This is a genomic window from Salinivibrio sp. HTSP (assembly GCF_003390965.1).
Taxonomy (GTDB): domain Bacteria; phylum Pseudomonadota; class Gammaproteobacteria; order Enterobacterales; family Vibrionaceae; genus Salinivibrio; species Salinivibrio kushneri.
In genome coordinates, this window is sequence record NZ_PXUD01000011.1 from 1 (window position 1) to 15,921 (window position 15,921).

15 protein-coding genes are annotated in these 15,921 nt (G+C 49.2%); 8 read left to right on the forward strand and 7 right to left on the reverse strand.

Going from position 1 to position 15,921, the window contains the following annotated elements:
- The 4 genes from C7A19_RS02245 to C7A19_RS02260 all read left to right on the forward strand — a co-directional run.
- The coding region (locus C7A19_RS02245; RefSeq protein ID WP_201264054.1) for an Hpt domain-containing protein at window positions 1-419 on the forward strand (419 nt) is incomplete at its 5' end.
- 123 nt (window positions 420-542) lie between these two features.
- Window positions 543-1,580 carry an efflux RND transporter periplasmic adaptor subunit gene (locus tag C7A19_RS02250; RefSeq protein ID WP_235614245.1) on the forward strand — a complete coding sequence of 346 codons (1,038 nt, stop codon included), beginning with the start codon at window positions 543-545 and terminating at the stop codon, window positions 1,578-1,580.
- Window positions 1,577-2,671, forward strand: coding sequence for an efflux RND transporter periplasmic adaptor subunit (locus C7A19_RS02255; RefSeq protein WP_116644042.1), 1,095 nt, complete (start codon window positions 1,577-1,579; stop codon window positions 2,669-2,671). The genes C7A19_RS02250 and C7A19_RS02255 overlap by 4 nt, the downstream gene beginning before the upstream one ends.
- Window positions 2,668-5,733 carry an efflux RND transporter permease subunit gene (locus C7A19_RS02260; protein WP_116644043.1) on the forward strand — a complete coding sequence of 1,022 codons (3,066 nt, stop codon included), beginning with the start codon at window positions 2,668-2,670 and terminating at the stop codon, window positions 5,731-5,733. The genes C7A19_RS02255 and C7A19_RS02260 overlap by 4 nt, the downstream gene beginning before the upstream one ends.
- A 312-nt stretch (window positions 5,734-6,045) precedes the next feature.
- Here the strand turns inward: C7A19_RS02260 and C7A19_RS02265 are convergent, their stop codons facing one another.
- Together C7A19_RS02265 and C7A19_RS02270 are read right to left on the reverse strand one after the other, a co-directional pair.
- The gene (locus C7A19_RS02265; protein ID WP_116644044.1) at window positions 6,046-6,528 is read right to left on the reverse strand and encodes a DUF4442 domain-containing protein; all 483 of its coding nucleotides are present in this window, start codon (window positions 6,526-6,528) and stop codon (window positions 6,046-6,048) included.
- Window positions 6,529-6,620: 92 nt separating this feature from the next.
- Entirely contained in the window at window positions 6,621-7,166 is a 546-nt protein-coding gene (locus C7A19_RS02270; RefSeq protein WP_162300231.1) for an NUDIX hydrolase, read from the reverse strand.
- A gap of 133 nt (window positions 7,167-7,299) precedes the next feature.
- On the opposite strand from C7A19_RS02270, the gene C7A19_RS02275 reads away from it, so the two are divergent.
- Complete coding sequence (locus C7A19_RS02275) at window positions 7,300-8,619, forward strand: DEAD/DEAH box helicase (RefSeq protein ID WP_069363013.1); 1,320 nt, start codon at window positions 7,300-7,302, stop codon at window positions 8,617-8,619.
- A gap of 554 nt (window positions 8,620-9,173) precedes the next feature.
- Here the strand turns inward: C7A19_RS02275 and C7A19_RS02280 are convergent.
- Together C7A19_RS02280 and C7A19_RS02285 are read right to left on the reverse strand one after the other, a co-directional pair.
- Window positions 9,174-9,371 (reverse strand): hypothetical protein, encoded by a 198-nt coding sequence (locus C7A19_RS02280; RefSeq protein WP_131825180.1) that lies wholly within the window; start codon window positions 9,369-9,371, stop codon window positions 9,174-9,176.
- Between the two features lie 200 nt (window positions 9,372-9,571).
- Window positions 9,572-10,111 carry a hypothetical protein gene (locus C7A19_RS02285; RefSeq protein ID WP_235614246.1) on the reverse strand — a complete coding sequence of 180 codons (540 nt, stop codon included), beginning with the start codon at window positions 10,109-10,111 and terminating at the stop codon, window positions 9,572-9,574.
- 279 nt (window positions 10,112-10,390) lie between these two features.
- Between C7A19_RS02285 and aroG the strand changes: the two genes are divergently transcribed.
- Window positions 10,391-11,473, forward strand: coding sequence for a 3-deoxy-7-phosphoheptulonate synthase AroG (aroG, locus tag C7A19_RS02290; protein ID WP_116644047.1), 1,083 nt, complete (start codon window positions 10,391-10,393; stop codon window positions 11,471-11,473).
- 64 nt (window positions 11,474-11,537) lie between these two features.
- Here aroG and C7A19_RS02295 read toward each other — a convergent pair whose 3' ends face one another.
- Both C7A19_RS02295 and C7A19_RS02300 read right to left on the reverse strand, forming a co-directional pair.
- Window positions 11,538-11,963 (reverse strand): DUF3069 domain-containing protein, encoded by a 426-nt coding sequence (locus tag C7A19_RS02295; protein ID WP_069363009.1) that lies wholly within the window; start codon window positions 11,961-11,963, stop codon window positions 11,538-11,540.
- Window positions 11,964-11,975: 12 nt separating this feature from the next.
- Complete coding sequence (locus C7A19_RS02300) at window positions 11,976-12,416, reverse strand: polymer-forming cytoskeletal protein (protein ID WP_069363008.1); 441 nt, start codon at window positions 12,414-12,416, stop codon at window positions 11,976-11,978.
- Between the two features lie 219 nt (window positions 12,417-12,635).
- On the opposite strand from C7A19_RS02300, the gene C7A19_RS02305 reads away from it, so the two are divergent.
- Together C7A19_RS02305 and C7A19_RS02310 are read left to right on the forward strand one after the other, a co-directional pair.
- Window positions 12,636-13,274: a DUF480 domain-containing protein gene (locus C7A19_RS02305; RefSeq protein ID WP_116644048.1), complete on the forward strand. Its 639-nt coding sequence runs from the start codon at window positions 12,636-12,638 to the stop codon at window positions 13,272-13,274.
- Between the two features lie 5 nt (window positions 13,275-13,279).
- A complete protein-coding gene (locus C7A19_RS02310; RefSeq protein WP_116644049.1) occupies window positions 13,280-13,555 on the forward strand; it encodes a GIY-YIG nuclease family protein in 276 nt (91 codons plus the stop codon).
- Here the strand turns inward: C7A19_RS02310 and C7A19_RS02315 are convergent.
- Window positions 13,552-15,714: a GGDEF domain-containing phosphodiesterase gene (locus tag C7A19_RS02315; protein WP_162300232.1), complete on the reverse strand. Its 2,163-nt coding sequence runs from the start codon at window positions 15,712-15,714 to the stop codon at window positions 13,552-13,554. The two genes, C7A19_RS02310 and C7A19_RS02315, sit on opposite strands and share 4 nt — an antisense overlap.
- Window positions 15,715-15,921: the final 207 nt, after the last annotated feature.

The following is a 15,921-nucleotide window of genomic DNA, read 5'->3' on the forward strand; positions in this document are numbered from 1 at the left end:
CAGAACCAGAACCAGAACCAGAACCAGAACCAGAACCAGAACCAGAGCAGCCATCCGGAGGGAATACAATGAGCGACACCTCACCCCCCATTGACATCCAGCATGTCAAAGACCAAATCGGTGATAGCATGGACTTGGTAAAAATGCTGCTTGATAAGTACGTAAAAAACCAAACCAATGATTTAGAGGCTTTGAAGGCCGCATTTGCAGAACAAGATATCGAAAAAATTAAAAAACTTGGCCACAAAATGAAAGGAGCGGCCGCCATGATCGGCGCCAAAGCACTATCACAAACATGTCTTGAGTTAGAAAAGTCACCGCATGATGAGTTGGAGGCGCTACATCCCTACCTTCAGCGGATAGAGGATCAGACAACACAGGTGATTCAACAGGCAGAGCACCTCTCTGAAACATCTTGATACATTATCCGGCACTGGTTAGCATAGCCGTTAGCGCGGGATAAGATAAAAACAATGACCCATCAAAGACCTAGGGCCCGACAAACGCTGTCGGATCCTGGGTTTTATTGTAAGGAAAAACTGATGATAATGCGTTTTGTATTGAGCGGTTGCCTCGCTCTCTCCCTAGCTGGCTGTGGTGAGCCGAAGGTTTCAGCACCGTCTGAAACACCGCCTCGGCCAGCAAAATTACTGGCGGTAGTGACGAATGAAGATGGACTCGCCCGCCAATTTCCTGCCCAAGTTGAAGCGGATGATAAAGCCTTGCTCTCATTTCGTGTATCAGGCGTGATTGAGTCAATGCCGATCAAAGCAGGTATGGATGTTGCGAAAGGGCAAGTCCTGGCGGCGTTAGACAGTCAGCAATATCAGCTGCAATTGGATAAGGCGCGTGCGCAATATCAGCTTGCTCAGGTACAGTTTAACCGTGCCGAACGCCTGCACAATAATAAAGTGATCGCCGAACAAAGATTCGATGAAGCCCGCTCGGCACTCAGTGAAGCGGCGGCTGGTCTAGAGCAAGCGCAGACAAATCTGAATTATACGCAACTAAAAGCGCCGTATGCGGGGACGGTCTCACTCCGAATGAAAGAGGAGAATGAATTCGCACAAGCACAAGCGCCAGTGCTACACATTCAATCCAAAGACATCATTAATGTCAGCTTTCAATTGCCAGAACGCTATTTCCATTACTTTGCACAGCATGCGGATAATTTGGTCCCAAGCGTATCATTTGACACCCACCCATCACGCCAGTTTCCCGCGCAGTTTAAGGAAATTGATACAGAGGCGGACCCTAAAACGGCGTCTTACCATGTCACTGTGAGTTTAAATCGACCTGACGCCATCAATGTTTTGCCGGGAATGGCAGCAAAAGTGCATGCCACCATTCCTACTCAGTCGCAAACGCAAGTGCCTCAGTCTGCCGTGCTCGAGACCAATGAGGGAACGGCCGTATGGCGCGTTGGTGATAACGGTGAAGTTAAGCTAACCCCAGTCACCTTGCGTGAAGGAAAAGTCGTTTCGGGCCTAGAAAATGGTGAGGTGATTGTGGCAACTGGCGTCAGTGCGCTGAAAGAGGGTGACCGTGTGAAAGCATGGGTGAAGGAGAGAGGATTATGAGAGCAATACATGGACTGATTGGTGTCCTTGCGGTGGGGGCGCTGTTTGGGTGCCAACCGGAGACCGAGTCTCAACCTGCTCCTTTGCCGGTAGTGTCCACGTTTACCGTGAGCCAACAACCATTAAATGAACGCATCTCTTTCCCCGCGGTGGCGGCAGCAGCTGATAAAGCCACGCTCGCGTTTCGCGTACCGGGGGAAATTCAAGCGATCAATGTCAAAGCGGGTGATCGCGTGACGCAGGGACAGGTATTGGCACGTTTGGAGCCGACCGATTACCGCTTAGCGGTAGAGAATGCCAGTGCACGTTTTGACGTGGCCGATGCGCAGTATCGCCGCTCAGCCCCCCTGGTAGAGAAAGGTATGCTTGCCCAATCACAATTTGATGAATTAAAAGCGCAGCGTGAAATTGCGCAAGCGGAGCTGGCTCTGGCCAATCTTCGTTTGTCTTATGTTGCGCTCAGAGCGCCAGCTGACGGGGTGATATCTAAGCTGAATGTTGAGCCATTTGAAACCATCGCGCCAGGACAAGGGATCATGAACATTCATGACGCCTCGCGTGCTGATATTCGAGTACAAGTGCCGGATGTGTTATTCACCCAAAACACGGGCGCGAGTGCAGAAGAAGTGCAAGCGCGACTCAAACCGAAAGTCTTAACTCAGCAAGGGCAGTCTTACCCCGCCACTATCGATGAATACACGGCAGAGCCGGATCCGAGCAGTGGTGCTTTTGTGGTGACGCTCACCATGCCAATGCCGCAGCAGCAGTTTATTTTAGATGGTATGCCCGTACAGGTCAGTATCGCTCGGGAAGGACTACAACTGACACGCACCGGGCTCTCTGTGCCAATCGAAGCGGTGTTTAATCAAGACGGCGATCCACTGGATAGAGCCCATAGTTATGTATGGATTTATGACAGTCGCACGCAAACCGTGGCGAAACGGCGGGTAACGATGGGGCTCATTCATGGCCAGCGGCTAGAAATCACCCAGGGTGTGTCTAAAGGGGATCGTATCGTGGTGGGAGGAACCAATCACCTGTCTGAGGGGCAAAAAGTGACGCTGGCATCGAAAGAGGAAAACGCATCATGAAGCAGGGTGTAGCCGGATATTTTATTCAAAATAAAGTGATTAGCTGGATGATCACGCTGATTTTCCTTATTGGCGGCACCCTTGCATTTTTGGGCTTAGGGCGGTTGGAAGACCCGGCTTTCACAATCAAAGATGCGATGGTGGTGACCAGTTATCCAGGTGCCACTCCCCAGCAAGTGGAGGAAGAAGTCACTTATCCGCTGGAGAAAGCGGTTCAGCAGCTGACCTATGTGGATGAAGTACGTTCGATCTCCAGTCGGGGTCTGTCCCAGATCACGGTCAAAATGAAACCCAAATACCGCTCTGATGATTTGCCTCAGATTTGGGATGAGTTGCGACGAAAAGTCCATGATGCTCGTGGCGCGCTTCCTCCTGGTGTTAATCCGCCACAGGTGAAAGATGATTTTGGCGATGTGTTTGGGATCATGTTAGCCGTCACTGGCGAAGGGTACGGCTACAGCGAACTGAAAGACTACGTCGACTTTTTACGCCGCGAGCTTGAGCTTGTTGATGGCGTAGGCAAGGTGCAAGTCAGCGGTACGCAGCAAGAGCAAGTCTTCATTGAGGTCTCGATTCAGCGGTTAAGTAGCCTAGGGATCGCACCGGATACCTTGTTTAATTTGTTGGCGACACAAAACCTCGTGAGCAACGCCGGGGCCTTGCGTGTGGGTGATGAATATATTCGCATTCACCCAACTGGCGAGTTTTCCTCCGTGGATGAGCTGGGTAACTTAATTCTGACTGAAGCAGGGTCACAAGGGCTAATTTATTTGCGCGACGTTGCCGAGGTAAAGCGTGGATATCAAGAAGTACCGCGACAAATTATTTCGTATAACGGTAAACAAGCGCTACAAGTAGGGATATCGTTCGCTGATGGTGTGAACGTGGTAGAAGTCGGCGACAAGGTGGATAAGCGTCTCGCGGCGTTAAACAGTGATCAGCCTGTGGGCATCAATGTCCATCATGTCTACAACCAGCCCAATGAGGTCGATACCTCAGTCAGCGGATTTGTCTCCAGTTTAGGCCAAGCGGTAGCGATTGTGATTATCGTACTGCTCTTTTTTATGGGCCTGCGCTCTGGGCTATTAATTGGTTTGGTGTTATTGCTGACGGTACTGGGTACGTTTGTATTCATGTACTATTTTGAGATTAACCTGCAACGTGTGTCTCTCGGGGCGTTAGTCATTGCCCTAGGGATGTTGGTGGATAATGCCATCGTGGTGGTCGAAGGGATACTCGTGGGCTTAAAGCGAGGGCGAACTCGTCTACAGGCGGCTCACGATATTGTGACGCAAACCAAGTGGCCTTTGCTGGGGGCGACGGTGATCGCGGTAACGGCGTTTGCCCCGATTGGCTTGTCCGAAGACGCAACGGGCGAATACTGTGGCACCTTATTTACGGTGTTATTAATCTCCTTACTGTTAAGTTGGTTTACCGCCATCACGTTAACGCCTTTCTTTGCCAGCGTGTTTTTCAAAGAAACTCCGCTCGACGAAGGGGATGAGGGCAGTGATCCCTACAACGGGATTCTGTTTGTGGTGTATAAACGTTTTCTTACCGCCTGCATGCATCACGCCTATATCACCTTGTTGGTAATGGTAGTGGCATTGGGGGCCAGTATTTATGGCTTTGGCCACCTCAAGCAGTCGTTTTTCCCAGACTCTACCACGCCCATGTTTATGGTCGACATTTGGCTGCCAGAGGGCACTGATATTCGTGCAACACAAGGTACCTTGGATGAGGTGTCGAGCTGGCTGAGTAAACAACAAGGCGTCAACTATGTCTCTACCAGTGCCGGACAAGGCTCGCAACGTTTTATGTTGACCTATTCACCGGAGAAAACATATGCCGCCTATGGCGAGCTGATCGTCCGCGTTGACCAATACGAACATGTTAAACCCACTATGGGCATGGTGCGTGAGCATGTTCGTAGCCAGTACCCAGATGCGCAGCTTAAACTGAAGCCTATTTCCTTAGGGCCTGCGACTGGCTCGAAAATTGAAGCGCGTATTTTTGGTTCAGACCCCACTAAGTTACGCGCAATTGCTAAACAAGTAGAAGCACGATTGCATCAGGATCCTGATGCGGTGAATATTCGCCATGATTGGCGTAATCGCACCAAAGTTCTTGAACCTGCGTTCAATGAAAGTCAGGCGCGACGCTATGGTATCACCAAAAAAGATGTCGACGAGTTACTGACAATGACATTCAGTGGCAAACGGATTGGTGTATACCGGGATGGGACTAACCTTATGCCGATCGTTGCGCGATTGCCCGATGAGGAGCGTGTGAATATCAATACCTTAGAAGGCATGAAAATATGGAGCCCGGTATTGAAAGACTACATTCCTTTACAGCAAGTTATTCTCGATTACGACATGCGCTGGGAAGATCCGATTATCATGCGTAAAAACCGCAAAAGAATGCTCACCGTGTTGGCTGATCCCGATCCCTTGCGGGAAACCACCGCGGCGACCTTGCTAAGCCGCGTGCGTGCGGATATTGAGTCGATTCCTCTGCCTGAAGGTTACAGCATTGAATGGGGCGGGGAGCATGAGTCTTCCAAAGAGGCAAAAGAAGGCTTATTTAGCATTATGCCGCTTGGTTATTTGTTTATGTTCCTGGTCACCATATTGCTGTTTAACTCGGTGAAAGAGTCATTGATCATTTGGCTCACGGTGCCCTTAGCGGTGGTTGGGGTCACCACAGGGCTGCTGTTGTTAGATACGCCGTTTGGTTTTATGGCGCTTTTGGGCTTTTTAAGTTTGAGTGGAATGCTGCTTAAAAACGGCATTGTGTTGATCGATCAGATCAACATCGAAGTGGCCAGTGGTAAGCAACGCTATCAAGCGGTCGTCGATGCGGCGGTAAGCCGGGTACGCCCGGTGTGCATGACAGCCATTACCACTATTTTAGGGATGCTCCCTTTGTTGCCGGATGTTTTCTTCCGGCCGATGGCGGTGACGATCATGTTTGGGCTCGGATTTGCCACCGTGCTGACATTGATAGTAGTGCCCGTGCTATATCGGATCTTCTATCAAATTCGCTATCACCCTGAATAACCCCACCTTAAGCACCGTGTTGACGGTGCTTTTTTTGTGTTTCAATCTTAAGATAAAAGCGCCTGTGTATAACTTAAATTTCATCCACAAAAACAGTTGATAACTCGGTGAATTTCATCGCAACCTCGCGATTTTATCGGCGTTGCGTAAAGTCAATAATGTAATGGTGAATTCAGAACCAAAATCACAATGGTGTTGGGGGTTATGTAACTGATTGATTATACTTTATGGGTAAGTAGGGCCAGTCTATTATGGAGATAGACTGGCTGAAGACGTGACAAACAATGAACTGATAAGCGCGTTGATAGTGGATTAGCCGTCGATTTTTTTGACCGATAGCGTCAATTCAAAGGTCGCCATAGGCTCATCCCCGTGTAAGCTCGGGCAAGTGGCGACAATGGTGACAGGCTGATTAACGCGATGACCTGTTTCGATTGATTCACTGATCATCTGGTTAATCTTGTTGCCATCGAAACAAGTAAACACCACATCATCCTCGGGTCGTTTATGAAAATCAGCGTTGACGGATTTAAACGCTAAGCTAATTTTAACCCCGCGTTGCTCAGCCATCGCCATGGCAAGAAAGCCACCTGCGACATCAGCGCCAACCGCCAACGCGCCGAAATACATGCTGTTGAGGTGGTTTTTGGTACGCCGCCCCAGTGGGATTCGCATTGTGACATGCTTATCGTCGATGGAGAGGATCTTAGGACGACACCAGCCAATCATCGGCACTTTTAAGAAGCCGAATAACGACAAATGTTGATTAGCGCGTGCTAACGGAGACGAGAACATAGACACTCCTTGTTATCTGGTCATACCTGTCACGCTACATCGATGCTCAATTTGTCGTCAACATCTTGTTAACAAAGTTGTGGTCTAGTGCTTTATTTTTTCAGGCATTCGACATCCATTGTTGGGATTAATCCATTGCATAAGGCACGAAGAATAATGGCGCAGGTTTTGGTGTCTGTGACTTGTCCATTGGCAACGAGTGCCTGTAACTGGGAAGGGCTCACCCAATAAGGCTCGATAAACTCATCGTCATCGAGTTGCGTCTCGGTGGATGTGAGCGCTTGGGCAATGTAAAAATACTGCACCTCATCGCAAAACCCGGGCACAGGGTGCGCGATGCCGAGTGGATGCCAGCGAGTTGCCACATAACCGGTCTCTTCTTCTAACTCTCTTTTGGCGGCGTCTCGTGGTGGCTCCTTCGCTTCCAGTGTCCCTGCTGGCGCTTCGATAATCCATTGATTGATAGCCGGACGAAATTGCTTGAGCAGTAGTATATTGCCAGCGTCTGACAGGGGTAATACCACGACGGCCCCGGGGTGGCGCACAACGTGATGTGCGTGGTACTGGCCATCAGGTGTGTATGTATGCGCCTCCACCAAGCTGAGCTTTTGCCACTGGTAGCGTATCGTGTCATTCATGTTCGTATGATCCTTTGTTCGTGGTGCCATCAGTATTTTTGGTGCAGTGTTTTTTGCTAAAGTATGATAGCATTCGCCGCCTTAATTGGCGTGTGTACGCCTTTTGCTTTTGATTTACCTTTGGAGTGATACCTTGCAATTTGACGATCTGGGACTCGATAGACGCTTACTGTCGCTTATTGCCCACCGTGGATTTGAACAGCCAACAGACATTCAACGTCAAGCCATTCCCGTTGTAATGGCAGGCAAAGACCTATTGGCCTCTTCAAAAACAGGGTCGGGGAAAACTCTGGCGTTTTTGTTGCCAGCTATGCAGCGTGTGTTGCGTTCTAAACCCCTCAGTCGTCGCGATCCGCGTGTTTTGATCTTGGCGCCGACCCGTGAGCTAGCAAAACAAGTGTATGGTCAGCTGCGTATGCTGACTAGCGGCACTAACCACAAACCGGCTTTGGTGCTCGGTGGCGAGAATTTTAACGAGCAAGCGAAAGTGTTTCGTCAATCGCCAACCTTTGTGGTCGCGACACCGGGTCGATTAGCTGATCATCTTGAACAACGCCATCTGTCTTTGTCGGGGCTGGAAATGCTGATTTTGGATGAAGCGGATCGCATGCTTGACCTAGGCTTTAAAGCACAGCTCGATACAGTTAACCAACATGCTGATCACCGTTTAAGACAGACATTGATGTTTTCTGCCACCTTGGATCATCAGCAAGTGACTGATATCGCAGCAGGGATGCTCAAGTCGCCTAAACGTGTAGCCGTAGGAGAAATTGAAGCGTTACATAGCGATATCGAACAGCACTTTGTGCTGAGTGATCACCTCGACCATAAACACGCGCTGCTTGAGCAACTGGTCAAAGCCAATGCGCATAAGCAAGTCATGATTTTTACTGCGACACGCGCTGATACTGAGCGTTTGGCGGAGCGTTTTTCTCAGGCAGGCTACCAAGCAATTGCACTCAGTGGCGAATTGAATCAGGCCACACGCAGCCGAATCATGAACGAGTTTGAGCGTGGATTTCATGAGGTATTGGTGACCACGGACGTGGCATCGCGTGGTCTGGATTTAATGAATGTGTCTTTGGTGATTAATTTTGACATGCCAAAGCATGCGGAAGAATACATCCATCGAGTAGGGCGTACCGGTCGTGCTGGACAGCAAGGGTTGGCCTACTCATTGGTTGGACCTAAAGATTGGCGTAGTTTTAAAAATATCGAAGGCTTTTTGCAGCAAAAACTCGATTTCACCAAGATTGAAGGCTTTGAAGGAAAGTTTAAAGGCTTTAAAGAGCAAAAAGCGAAAAAATCAAAGCCGTCGGATTCAGTTAAACATAAAAAAAAGCCGGCTAAAGCGCAGAAAAAAGCACCTAAAAAACGTGATAGAAGCTTTTACACCAATGTACCTGCTGGTGATGCGCCTTTAGTCAAAAAGAAACCTAAGCCAGAATCCTAACCTCGCAGTGGTGACAACGCGTTTGTCACTTAGTGTTAATCGTTAACCTGCTCGCTGCGCCATAAGCGCAGCGGTATCTGTTCCCTCGCTATCCGGCGATTGTTTTCTCTTTAATTGTTAGTCGCAATCGTCAGCGGTAGTGAAAGCTGCGCATTGTCGCACCGCAAAATGTTTAGTGATGAAATTTTATGCGTTCAACTGTCGAGTTGAGCAAAAAACTCACTTTTCTTTGCGTGAGATCGATTCTATGGCTGATTTTACAGTGAGTTATCCGTAGACTACGCCCATCTGTTGGAAAGCGCTTATCCTTTGAACAGTTTGAGTCGCTGAAAACACGTATCGCTCTGTCTATCATTTTTAAACTGGGAAAATTGCTGTGGAAACTGCACTGGTCGTTGCTTTTATCACTGCTGCGGCGTGGATTGTTCGCCGTGAACGTGCTGCACAATAATCTGCTGATTGAGCCCTTTTATACACTCGTTTTAGTCAGCAAAAACGAAAAGCCTTCTCCGTGGAGAAGGCTTTTTTATGTTTATGTGTTCTAATGCCAGGGGTCAGCTGTCGTAATAGTCACCATCTGACACTTCATGAAAATCTTCTACTTGGCTGGCGGCTTGGAAATCAGCAGCAGGCTTGAGTTGACGTCGCCGTAACATCGTTACTTGCTCTTCCAAGCGATGAGCAGTCTCAATGTTGCCTTCTTGATAGGCCTCTTGGATCTTTCTTTCAAATTCATCAATACGTTGAGTCATCACCATCGTTATACCCTCCGACAGTTCCCACGCACAATCACAACAAGCATCGCTGTGGGAGTTGCACCACGCACTAAGACGCCCGCCTTTTGATAGCGGTTACGTCCATACCTTAAACTTAGTTTAGTTTGACAATATAACCAGTGAGAGAGGTCACACTGGACGGCAACACAAGGGAGTGAGATGGTTACCGTTTGCTATTAATACAGGTATCTGACAGAAAAAATCAAGCGATTTTGTTCCAAGCCATTGGCACGCCACGTTGCGCCGAGCGACAAGGTTTCAGTGGAGTGAAAGCGCCCGCCAATTTCCACCAAACTGGTGGTGTCGTCCTGATCAAAGATGATAGAACCGACATAGAAATTCGCCTCAAAAGGTGGCGCGATCCACGCTCGCATGCCACCGCCAGCTACCGTGGCAAACTGACCTGTATCATGCACTCTATCTCCGGTACGTTTTAACCACGCCCCTTCCAGCTCGCCATACACATCGACAAACTGGTTAATTGGGGCATGAAACCCCACACCGCCTGAGGTGTACCAGTCTCCTTCAAACTGCGTATCCCCTTTGACGACAAAGTGTGCGCCTTCGGTAAATGCAAAGCGTCCTAGCCCGCCAATCCCACTCGGGTTTGCAAGGACGTTGACCTGAATATGGTTGTAATCAAAATTGGTCGCATGGACAGCGGGTACGGTCAGGGTTATGGCCAATAGTGCCGCTTGACTGAGGCGTGTGATCACAGCATTTACTCCATTTGCATTTAACATCAGTGTAATAGCTTCAACGCAACCAGTGCAATCACTTCGCCGATCTTGCACCCATATTTAAGTTACGGCGCACATTGTTGTTCGCTTAATTTACGGGTCTGATTGTGTCAACATTTTTGTTGATTTGATGTTTGTGTTTTGCGTAAAAAAATATTTGCACAAAAGAATATGGCAGGTTAGCGTAAGAGTTCAACAAAGAAAACGTGGTAATCAGCTACGTGAACCCGCGACATGCAAACACAGGATTAGCCCATGAGTGTACACCCAACGGATGACGTAAGAATTGAGCAAATAAAAGAACTTCTTCCGCCTATTGCTGTATTGGAAAAGTTTCCCGCAACTGACGCGGCGGAACAGACTGTCTTTGCGGCGCGTCAGGCGATCCATCAGATCCTAAACGACCAAGACGATCGTTTGGTTGTCGTTGTGGGGCCCTGTTCTATTCACGATCCTAATGCGGCACGTGATTATGCCAAAAAACTTAAGCAGCTGCGTGAGACATTGAGTGCCGACCTGGAAGTGGTGATGCGGGTTTATTTTGAAAAGCCGCGCACAACAGTGGGTTGGAAAGGCCTAATTAATGACCCGTATTTAGATAACAGTTTTAAAATCAATGATGGCCTGCGATTAGGACGCCACTTACTGTTAGACATCGCAGATTCTGGTTTGCCAGCAGCGGGTGAATTTCTCGACATGATCACGCCACAGTATATGGCAGATTTAATTAGTTGGGGCGCGATTGGGGCGCGCACGACAGAGTCTCAGGTGCATCGCGAACTCGCTTCTGGGCTATCTTGTCCTGTTGGGTTTAAAAATGGCACAGATGGGAATATCAAGATTGCTACGGATGCGATTCGCTCAGCGAGTTCACCGCACCAGTTTTTATCGGTGACCAAGTATGGGCACTCTGCGATCGTCGCGACTGGAGGTAATGAGGATTGTCATCTGATCTTACGTGGGGGCAAAACACCTAATTATTACGCGGGTGATGTCGATCAGATCTGTGGCGCGTTGGCCGATGCTGGATTACGACAAAAATTGATGATTGATTTGAGCCATGCCAATAGCAGCAAACAATATCAAAAGCAGAAAGAAGTCAGCGAAGATGTGGCGGGGCAAGTTGCAGCCGGTAACAAAGCGATCTTTGGAGTGATGATTGAGAGTCATCTCGTCGAAGGTCGCCAAGACTTAACTGACGGTCAGTCACTAACCTATGGCCAAAGCATTACGGACGGGTGTATTGGTTGGGAGGATACAGAGCGCGTCCTCCATCAGTTGGCCGCCTCTGTGCGAGCACGCCGCGAAAAGGCCACGCCACTCAGTGAATCCGCTTAATCTACAAAAAGCCCCCAACGCTTGGGGGCGAATCATAGCGGTCAGTGCGTGTCACTGGCCCTATTTATTTTTGGAAAATGGCTTGAAACTCGCGTTTTAATCCTGGCTTTAAGCGTGCTTGTTTCAGTTGCTTCGATAAATCTTTAACACAAGAGCTGAGCACATCATCAAGAATTTGCGCTTTGTAGTTATCACGCTCTTCGTCAGACATATCACTTAAATCCACTTTTTCCAGCTCGCTCAGTGCATCGATACCAGCATAGCTTTGGCTTATGGCGACGAGTGCATGAAATTGATCATAGTTGTCGAGAATGTTTTGCGCACTGGCAGGCAGTTTTTCCCACGCCTCTTTGACACTGGCACTGGACGCGTCATGGACAGAAGCGATCATCGCGTACATGGCTTCAGGGGCTTGCTCGTATCGGATCACGCATTGTAGCTCAGGAGAAAAGCTATCAAAGCTGACCGTTGGTTGGTTAGCGTCGGGCATTCACAGGCTTCCTTACGACTGTTTTGAGGAGGATGGATGTGTTTTTTTGTCGTTGCTTGTTTTATCGTGTGATCTTGCTTGCTCCGCCAATGGCACCACGGTGTCTGTTGAGAGGGTGGCACGGTTCTCACCAGCAAGCAGTCCCCCTTTTTCAATGGTCAATTGCTCGGTGTTCAGGACGCCTTTCATCTTGCCTTGAGAGAGAATATCGATAGCGTCTGCATCGCACTGTCCCTCGACCAAGCCGTTGATGGTGATATGCTTCGCGTTGATGGTACCGCGAAAGTGGCCAGACGCTGAGATAACAACGGCGTTAGCCTGGGTGATATTCCCTTCCCCAAACCCATCAATTTGAATATCCCCTTCAAGATCAATATCACCGACCACTTTACAGTTTCTGGCGACGATCGATAAGCCATGACTCGGGGTAGACTTTGAACTAAACAGACCCATGTCGTGCACTCCACATACATCATTTTGGTCAAGTATATCATTAGCTGTGCGTCGATGGTGGCGCTCTGGTGCACAACCCGATGACTAAGGTGTGATCCCGCTACCAGTATTGGTGATCGTCGCCTTGGATGGATTATTGCGCGGTTATCGGCGCAGTGATTGCTTGCGTGACACTCAGTTGATATAACTCGATGAAACCGACTATATGGGACCATCGTTATGTCAAGGACACTCTCAGCGTATCAGCAACGTGTCATTGGTTGTTTGCTTGAAAAAGAAGTGACCACTCCAGAACAGTATCCGCTCACACTCAATGCGCTGACCACTGCCGTGAATCAAAAAAGCAATCGTGAGCCTGTCTATGAGATGGCTGATTCAGAGGTATTAGACATCGTAGAGAGCTTGATTGAGAGGCGTCTGGTGAGTCTGCAAGAGGGCAGTGGTGGTCGTGTCTCCAAGTATCAACATCGTTTCTGTAATACACAATTTGGCGATCTCACTCTCAGCGAGCCGCAAAAAGCGATCCTGTGTGTCATGTTATTGCGAGGCGCTCAGACGCCCGGGGAGTTGAGAACCCGCACACAGCGCCTCTATGCCTTTAATCGTGTCGAAGATGTTGAGCGCACACTGGCTGACATGATTGCGTCAAACTGGGTAAAAAAATTGCCGCGTGAGGCTGGGAAGCGCGAGTCGCGTTATCAACACCTATTTACTGACGGTGTGAATACGCCGAGTCACTCAGTATCGCAGGAGGAGTCAGAACCGACCACTGATGCATCTTTGGTGACGCGAGTGAGTGCGTTAGAGCAAGAAGTGGCGGAGCTACGTCAGATGTTAGAGGCTGTTTTGGAGCGATAACACCAATGAATACGCCTTGGTTTGTTTATTTGATTCGAACGCGCCAAGGGCAGCTTTACTGTGGCGTCACCACGGATGTTAGCCGAAGGTTGATACAACATCGCCAAGGTAAAGGCGCGCGAGCGCTAAGAGGGAAAGGACCGCTGTCACTGGCGTGGCAATCGCAGCCGATGGAAAAGCGAACGGCGATGCGGCGCGAATGGCAAATAAAGCAATGGCCGAAGCAGCGCAAGGAGGCGTTATGCGCGCGCTTTGATGGTGTGCGTGACAGTTTCGATTAATTAAATAAGCGGGTGATAGGTTGTGACTGAGTGAGGAGCGCCGTTAACTGGTGGATATTCATTGAGGGATAGTAAAGGTGCCCCTGCGCGTAGCGACAGCCCAGATCAAGCAAAAAGTCACGCTGATCTTCGCGTTCCACTCCTTCCGCAACCACTTTTAATTTCAGCAATTGCGCCATCTTAATGACGGCTTGGCAAATCACGATATCGTCTTTGCAATGAGGCAGATCGGCGACAAAACTGCGATCGATTTTGACGGTGTCCACCGGGAAATGCTTAAGGTAGGCGAGGGAGGAGTACCCCGTGCCAAAATCGTCAATTGCTAGGGAAACGCCTGCTGCCGCGAGCGTGTGTAAGGTATGTTGGTTTTGGCTGAGGTTTTCAATGAAAACTTGTTCTGTCAGCTCAATTTGCACTCGTTCGGGTGGGACTTGATGGCGTTCGATGGCATGGAGAATAGTATCGGCGAGGAAGCTGTCTTGGAATTCATGCCCAGAGATATTTATCGCGATAAATGGAGGGGCGCAGTGCTGCGCCAGCAAGGTTGCATAGGTTTCTAGCGCCTCATTAACCACCCAAGTACCTAACTGCCGCATAAGCCCGGTGTCTTCTGCGGTACGAACGATGGTATCAGGAGAAATTACCGCGCCCTCTGTATCTTGCCAACGTACCAAGGCTTCAATGCCGGCAATGCTGTGATCGTTTAAATCGATTTGCGGCTGAAAATGTAAGCTCAACTCGTTACCTTGAATCGCTTTGCGGATGGCGTACTCGGTATCTTTTTTCTGATGCAGATGGTCTCGCATGGCCATTTGGAACACCACGACTCTGTGATGAGAGAGTTGACGAGCGCGATGGGCCGCGGTGTCTGCGTGACGTAACAGTTCCTGAGCCGGCATGGACGCATCGTAACGGTAACTAATGCCGACGGCACAGGTGACAATAATCTCCTCTGCGTGATGGAAGAAAGGTTGCTCAATGGTTTTGCGGATCTGTTTCGCGTAGATCTCCGCTTTCAGCGGTGAAAGCTCGCTGCCGGCAATCGCGAATTGGTCATCGCTGATTTTGGCAATGTAGTCATCGGTTTGCCTGACGCGTTGTAGACGCTGTGCTAATTCAACTAAAAGCTGATCATGCACCGCTTGTCCATATAAATCATTGATCTCTTTTATGTTATCAATATCTACGCAGATTAGCGCGAGATCGTGTGGGTAAGTGCTGGATTCATGTACTCGCTGCTGAATATAGCGAGTGAGGGCATGACGATTGGGGAGATACGTCAAGGCGTCGTGGTTTGCGATAAAATGTAGTTGCTGCTCGACGTCTTTGCGTTGCTCAATTTCATTTTTTAAATAATCAATCGTGGTCTGTGCCGCCCGGCGAGACATCAAATTCACCTCAGCCAAATACAAGGTGATGCCCAATAAAAGCGCCACAAGCATGCCGGCGATGTAAATCATGATGGGTAATGAAATAAACTGACTGGCGCCTGGCTCTTGCCAAAGCGTGAGCTGCATCGCCGATTGCGTGCTCGTCAATCTCAAAGGTGCCGAACCAACCGCGGCAAACGGGGAGATAGTGTCACCGCGCAACACGGTGTCGTTTGCCCAACGGGTGATGGTGAGGTGTTGATGTTGGTTAAGATAGTCGGACGCAACCTGGTTAATAAGCGCGTCAAGATTAATGATTGCACCAAGATAGTAGCTTGGCTCTGCACGGTCACGGCTATAAATCGGATAAGCAATTCGCCATTGGGTAAGATCGGGCTGGTCTGTCTTAAGCTGGCCCTCTGGTTCACCCACTACGTCAAATGAAAAACGCGGTTGATCCTGGCTGGTATCCGCGTGTGTTTGCCAACTTATTACTCGTCGACTGTCCGCCCAAAATAATGATGAAATATAGGCACTGTCTTGTTGGGTTTGTTGCACCAAGGCTTGCCATGTCGAGAAGGTCGAGGGCACATCTAACTCGATATTGCTGGCTAATGCACTTAGCCGCGTGAGTTGCGTATCAATGTCACGTTCGACGGCACGAGACAAAGCTTGAACTTCCACATTGAGAAGTTTTTCAATCCGTTGTGCTTGTTGTGATTGGGCAGCCTGATACAACAAAAACGTCGCAACGAGCACAGCAAAACAGACGAGCGCGATGAAAATCATCGCACGTCCACGGGGTTGTGCCGACCGTCTAGCGAGTGTGATCGGGTCCTCGTTGTGACCGTTGAATGTCGATAAAGGCATAGGGCCTGCGCGTAAGGCTTAAGGTTATAACCAGATTTTGCCAGTGTAGTTCGAAGAATGGGTGATTGCGCGTATCAATACTGAGACATTGCCCGGTAGCGTGGCGCCGACAGAATGGACTGATTA

Bases quoted from the DNA above. Each gene is read 5' to 3' on its own strand.
- C7A19_RS02250 (WP_235614245.1), top strand. From the start codon at position 543: ATGATAATGCGTTTTGTATTGAGCGGTTGCCTCGCTCTCTCCCTAGCT.
- C7A19_RS02255 (WP_116644042.1), top strand. From the start codon at position 1,577: ATGAGAGCAATACATGGACTGATTGGTGTCCTTGCGGTGGGGGCGCTG.
- C7A19_RS02260 (WP_116644043.1), top strand. From the start codon at position 2,668: ATGAAGCAGGGTGTAGCCGGATATTTTATTCAAAATAAAGTGATTAGC.
- C7A19_RS02265 (WP_116644044.1), bottom strand. From the start codon at position 6,528: ATGTTCTCGTCTCCGTTAGCACGCGCTAATCAACATTTGTCGTTATTC.
- C7A19_RS02270 (WP_162300231.1), bottom strand. From the start codon at position 7,166: ATGAATGACACGATACGCTACCAGTGGCAAAAGCTCAGCTTGGTGGAG.
- C7A19_RS02280 (WP_131825180.1), bottom strand. From the start codon at position 9,371: ATGACTCAACGTATTGATGAATTTGAAAGAAAGATCCAAGAGGCCTAT.
- aroG (WP_116644047.1), top strand. From the start codon at position 10,391: ATGAGTGTACACCCAACGGATGACGTAAGAATTGAGCAAATAAAAGAA.
- C7A19_RS02295 (WP_069363009.1), bottom strand. From the start codon at position 11,963: ATGCCCGACGCTAACCAACCAACGGTCAGCTTTGATAGCTTTTCTCCT.
- C7A19_RS02300 (WP_069363008.1), bottom strand. From the start codon at position 12,416: ATGGGTCTGTTTAGTTCAAAGTCTACCCCGAGTCATGGCTTATCGATC.
- C7A19_RS02305 (WP_116644048.1), top strand. From the start codon at position 12,636: ATGTCAAGGACACTCTCAGCGTATCAGCAACGTGTCATTGGTTGTTTG.
- C7A19_RS02310 (WP_116644049.1), top strand. From the start codon at position 13,280: ATGAATACGCCTTGGTTTGTTTATTTGATTCGAACGCGCCAAGGGCAG.
- C7A19_RS02315 (WP_162300232.1), bottom strand. From the start codon at position 15,714: ATGATTTTCATCGCGCTCGTCTGTTTTGCTGTGCTCGTTGCGACGTTT.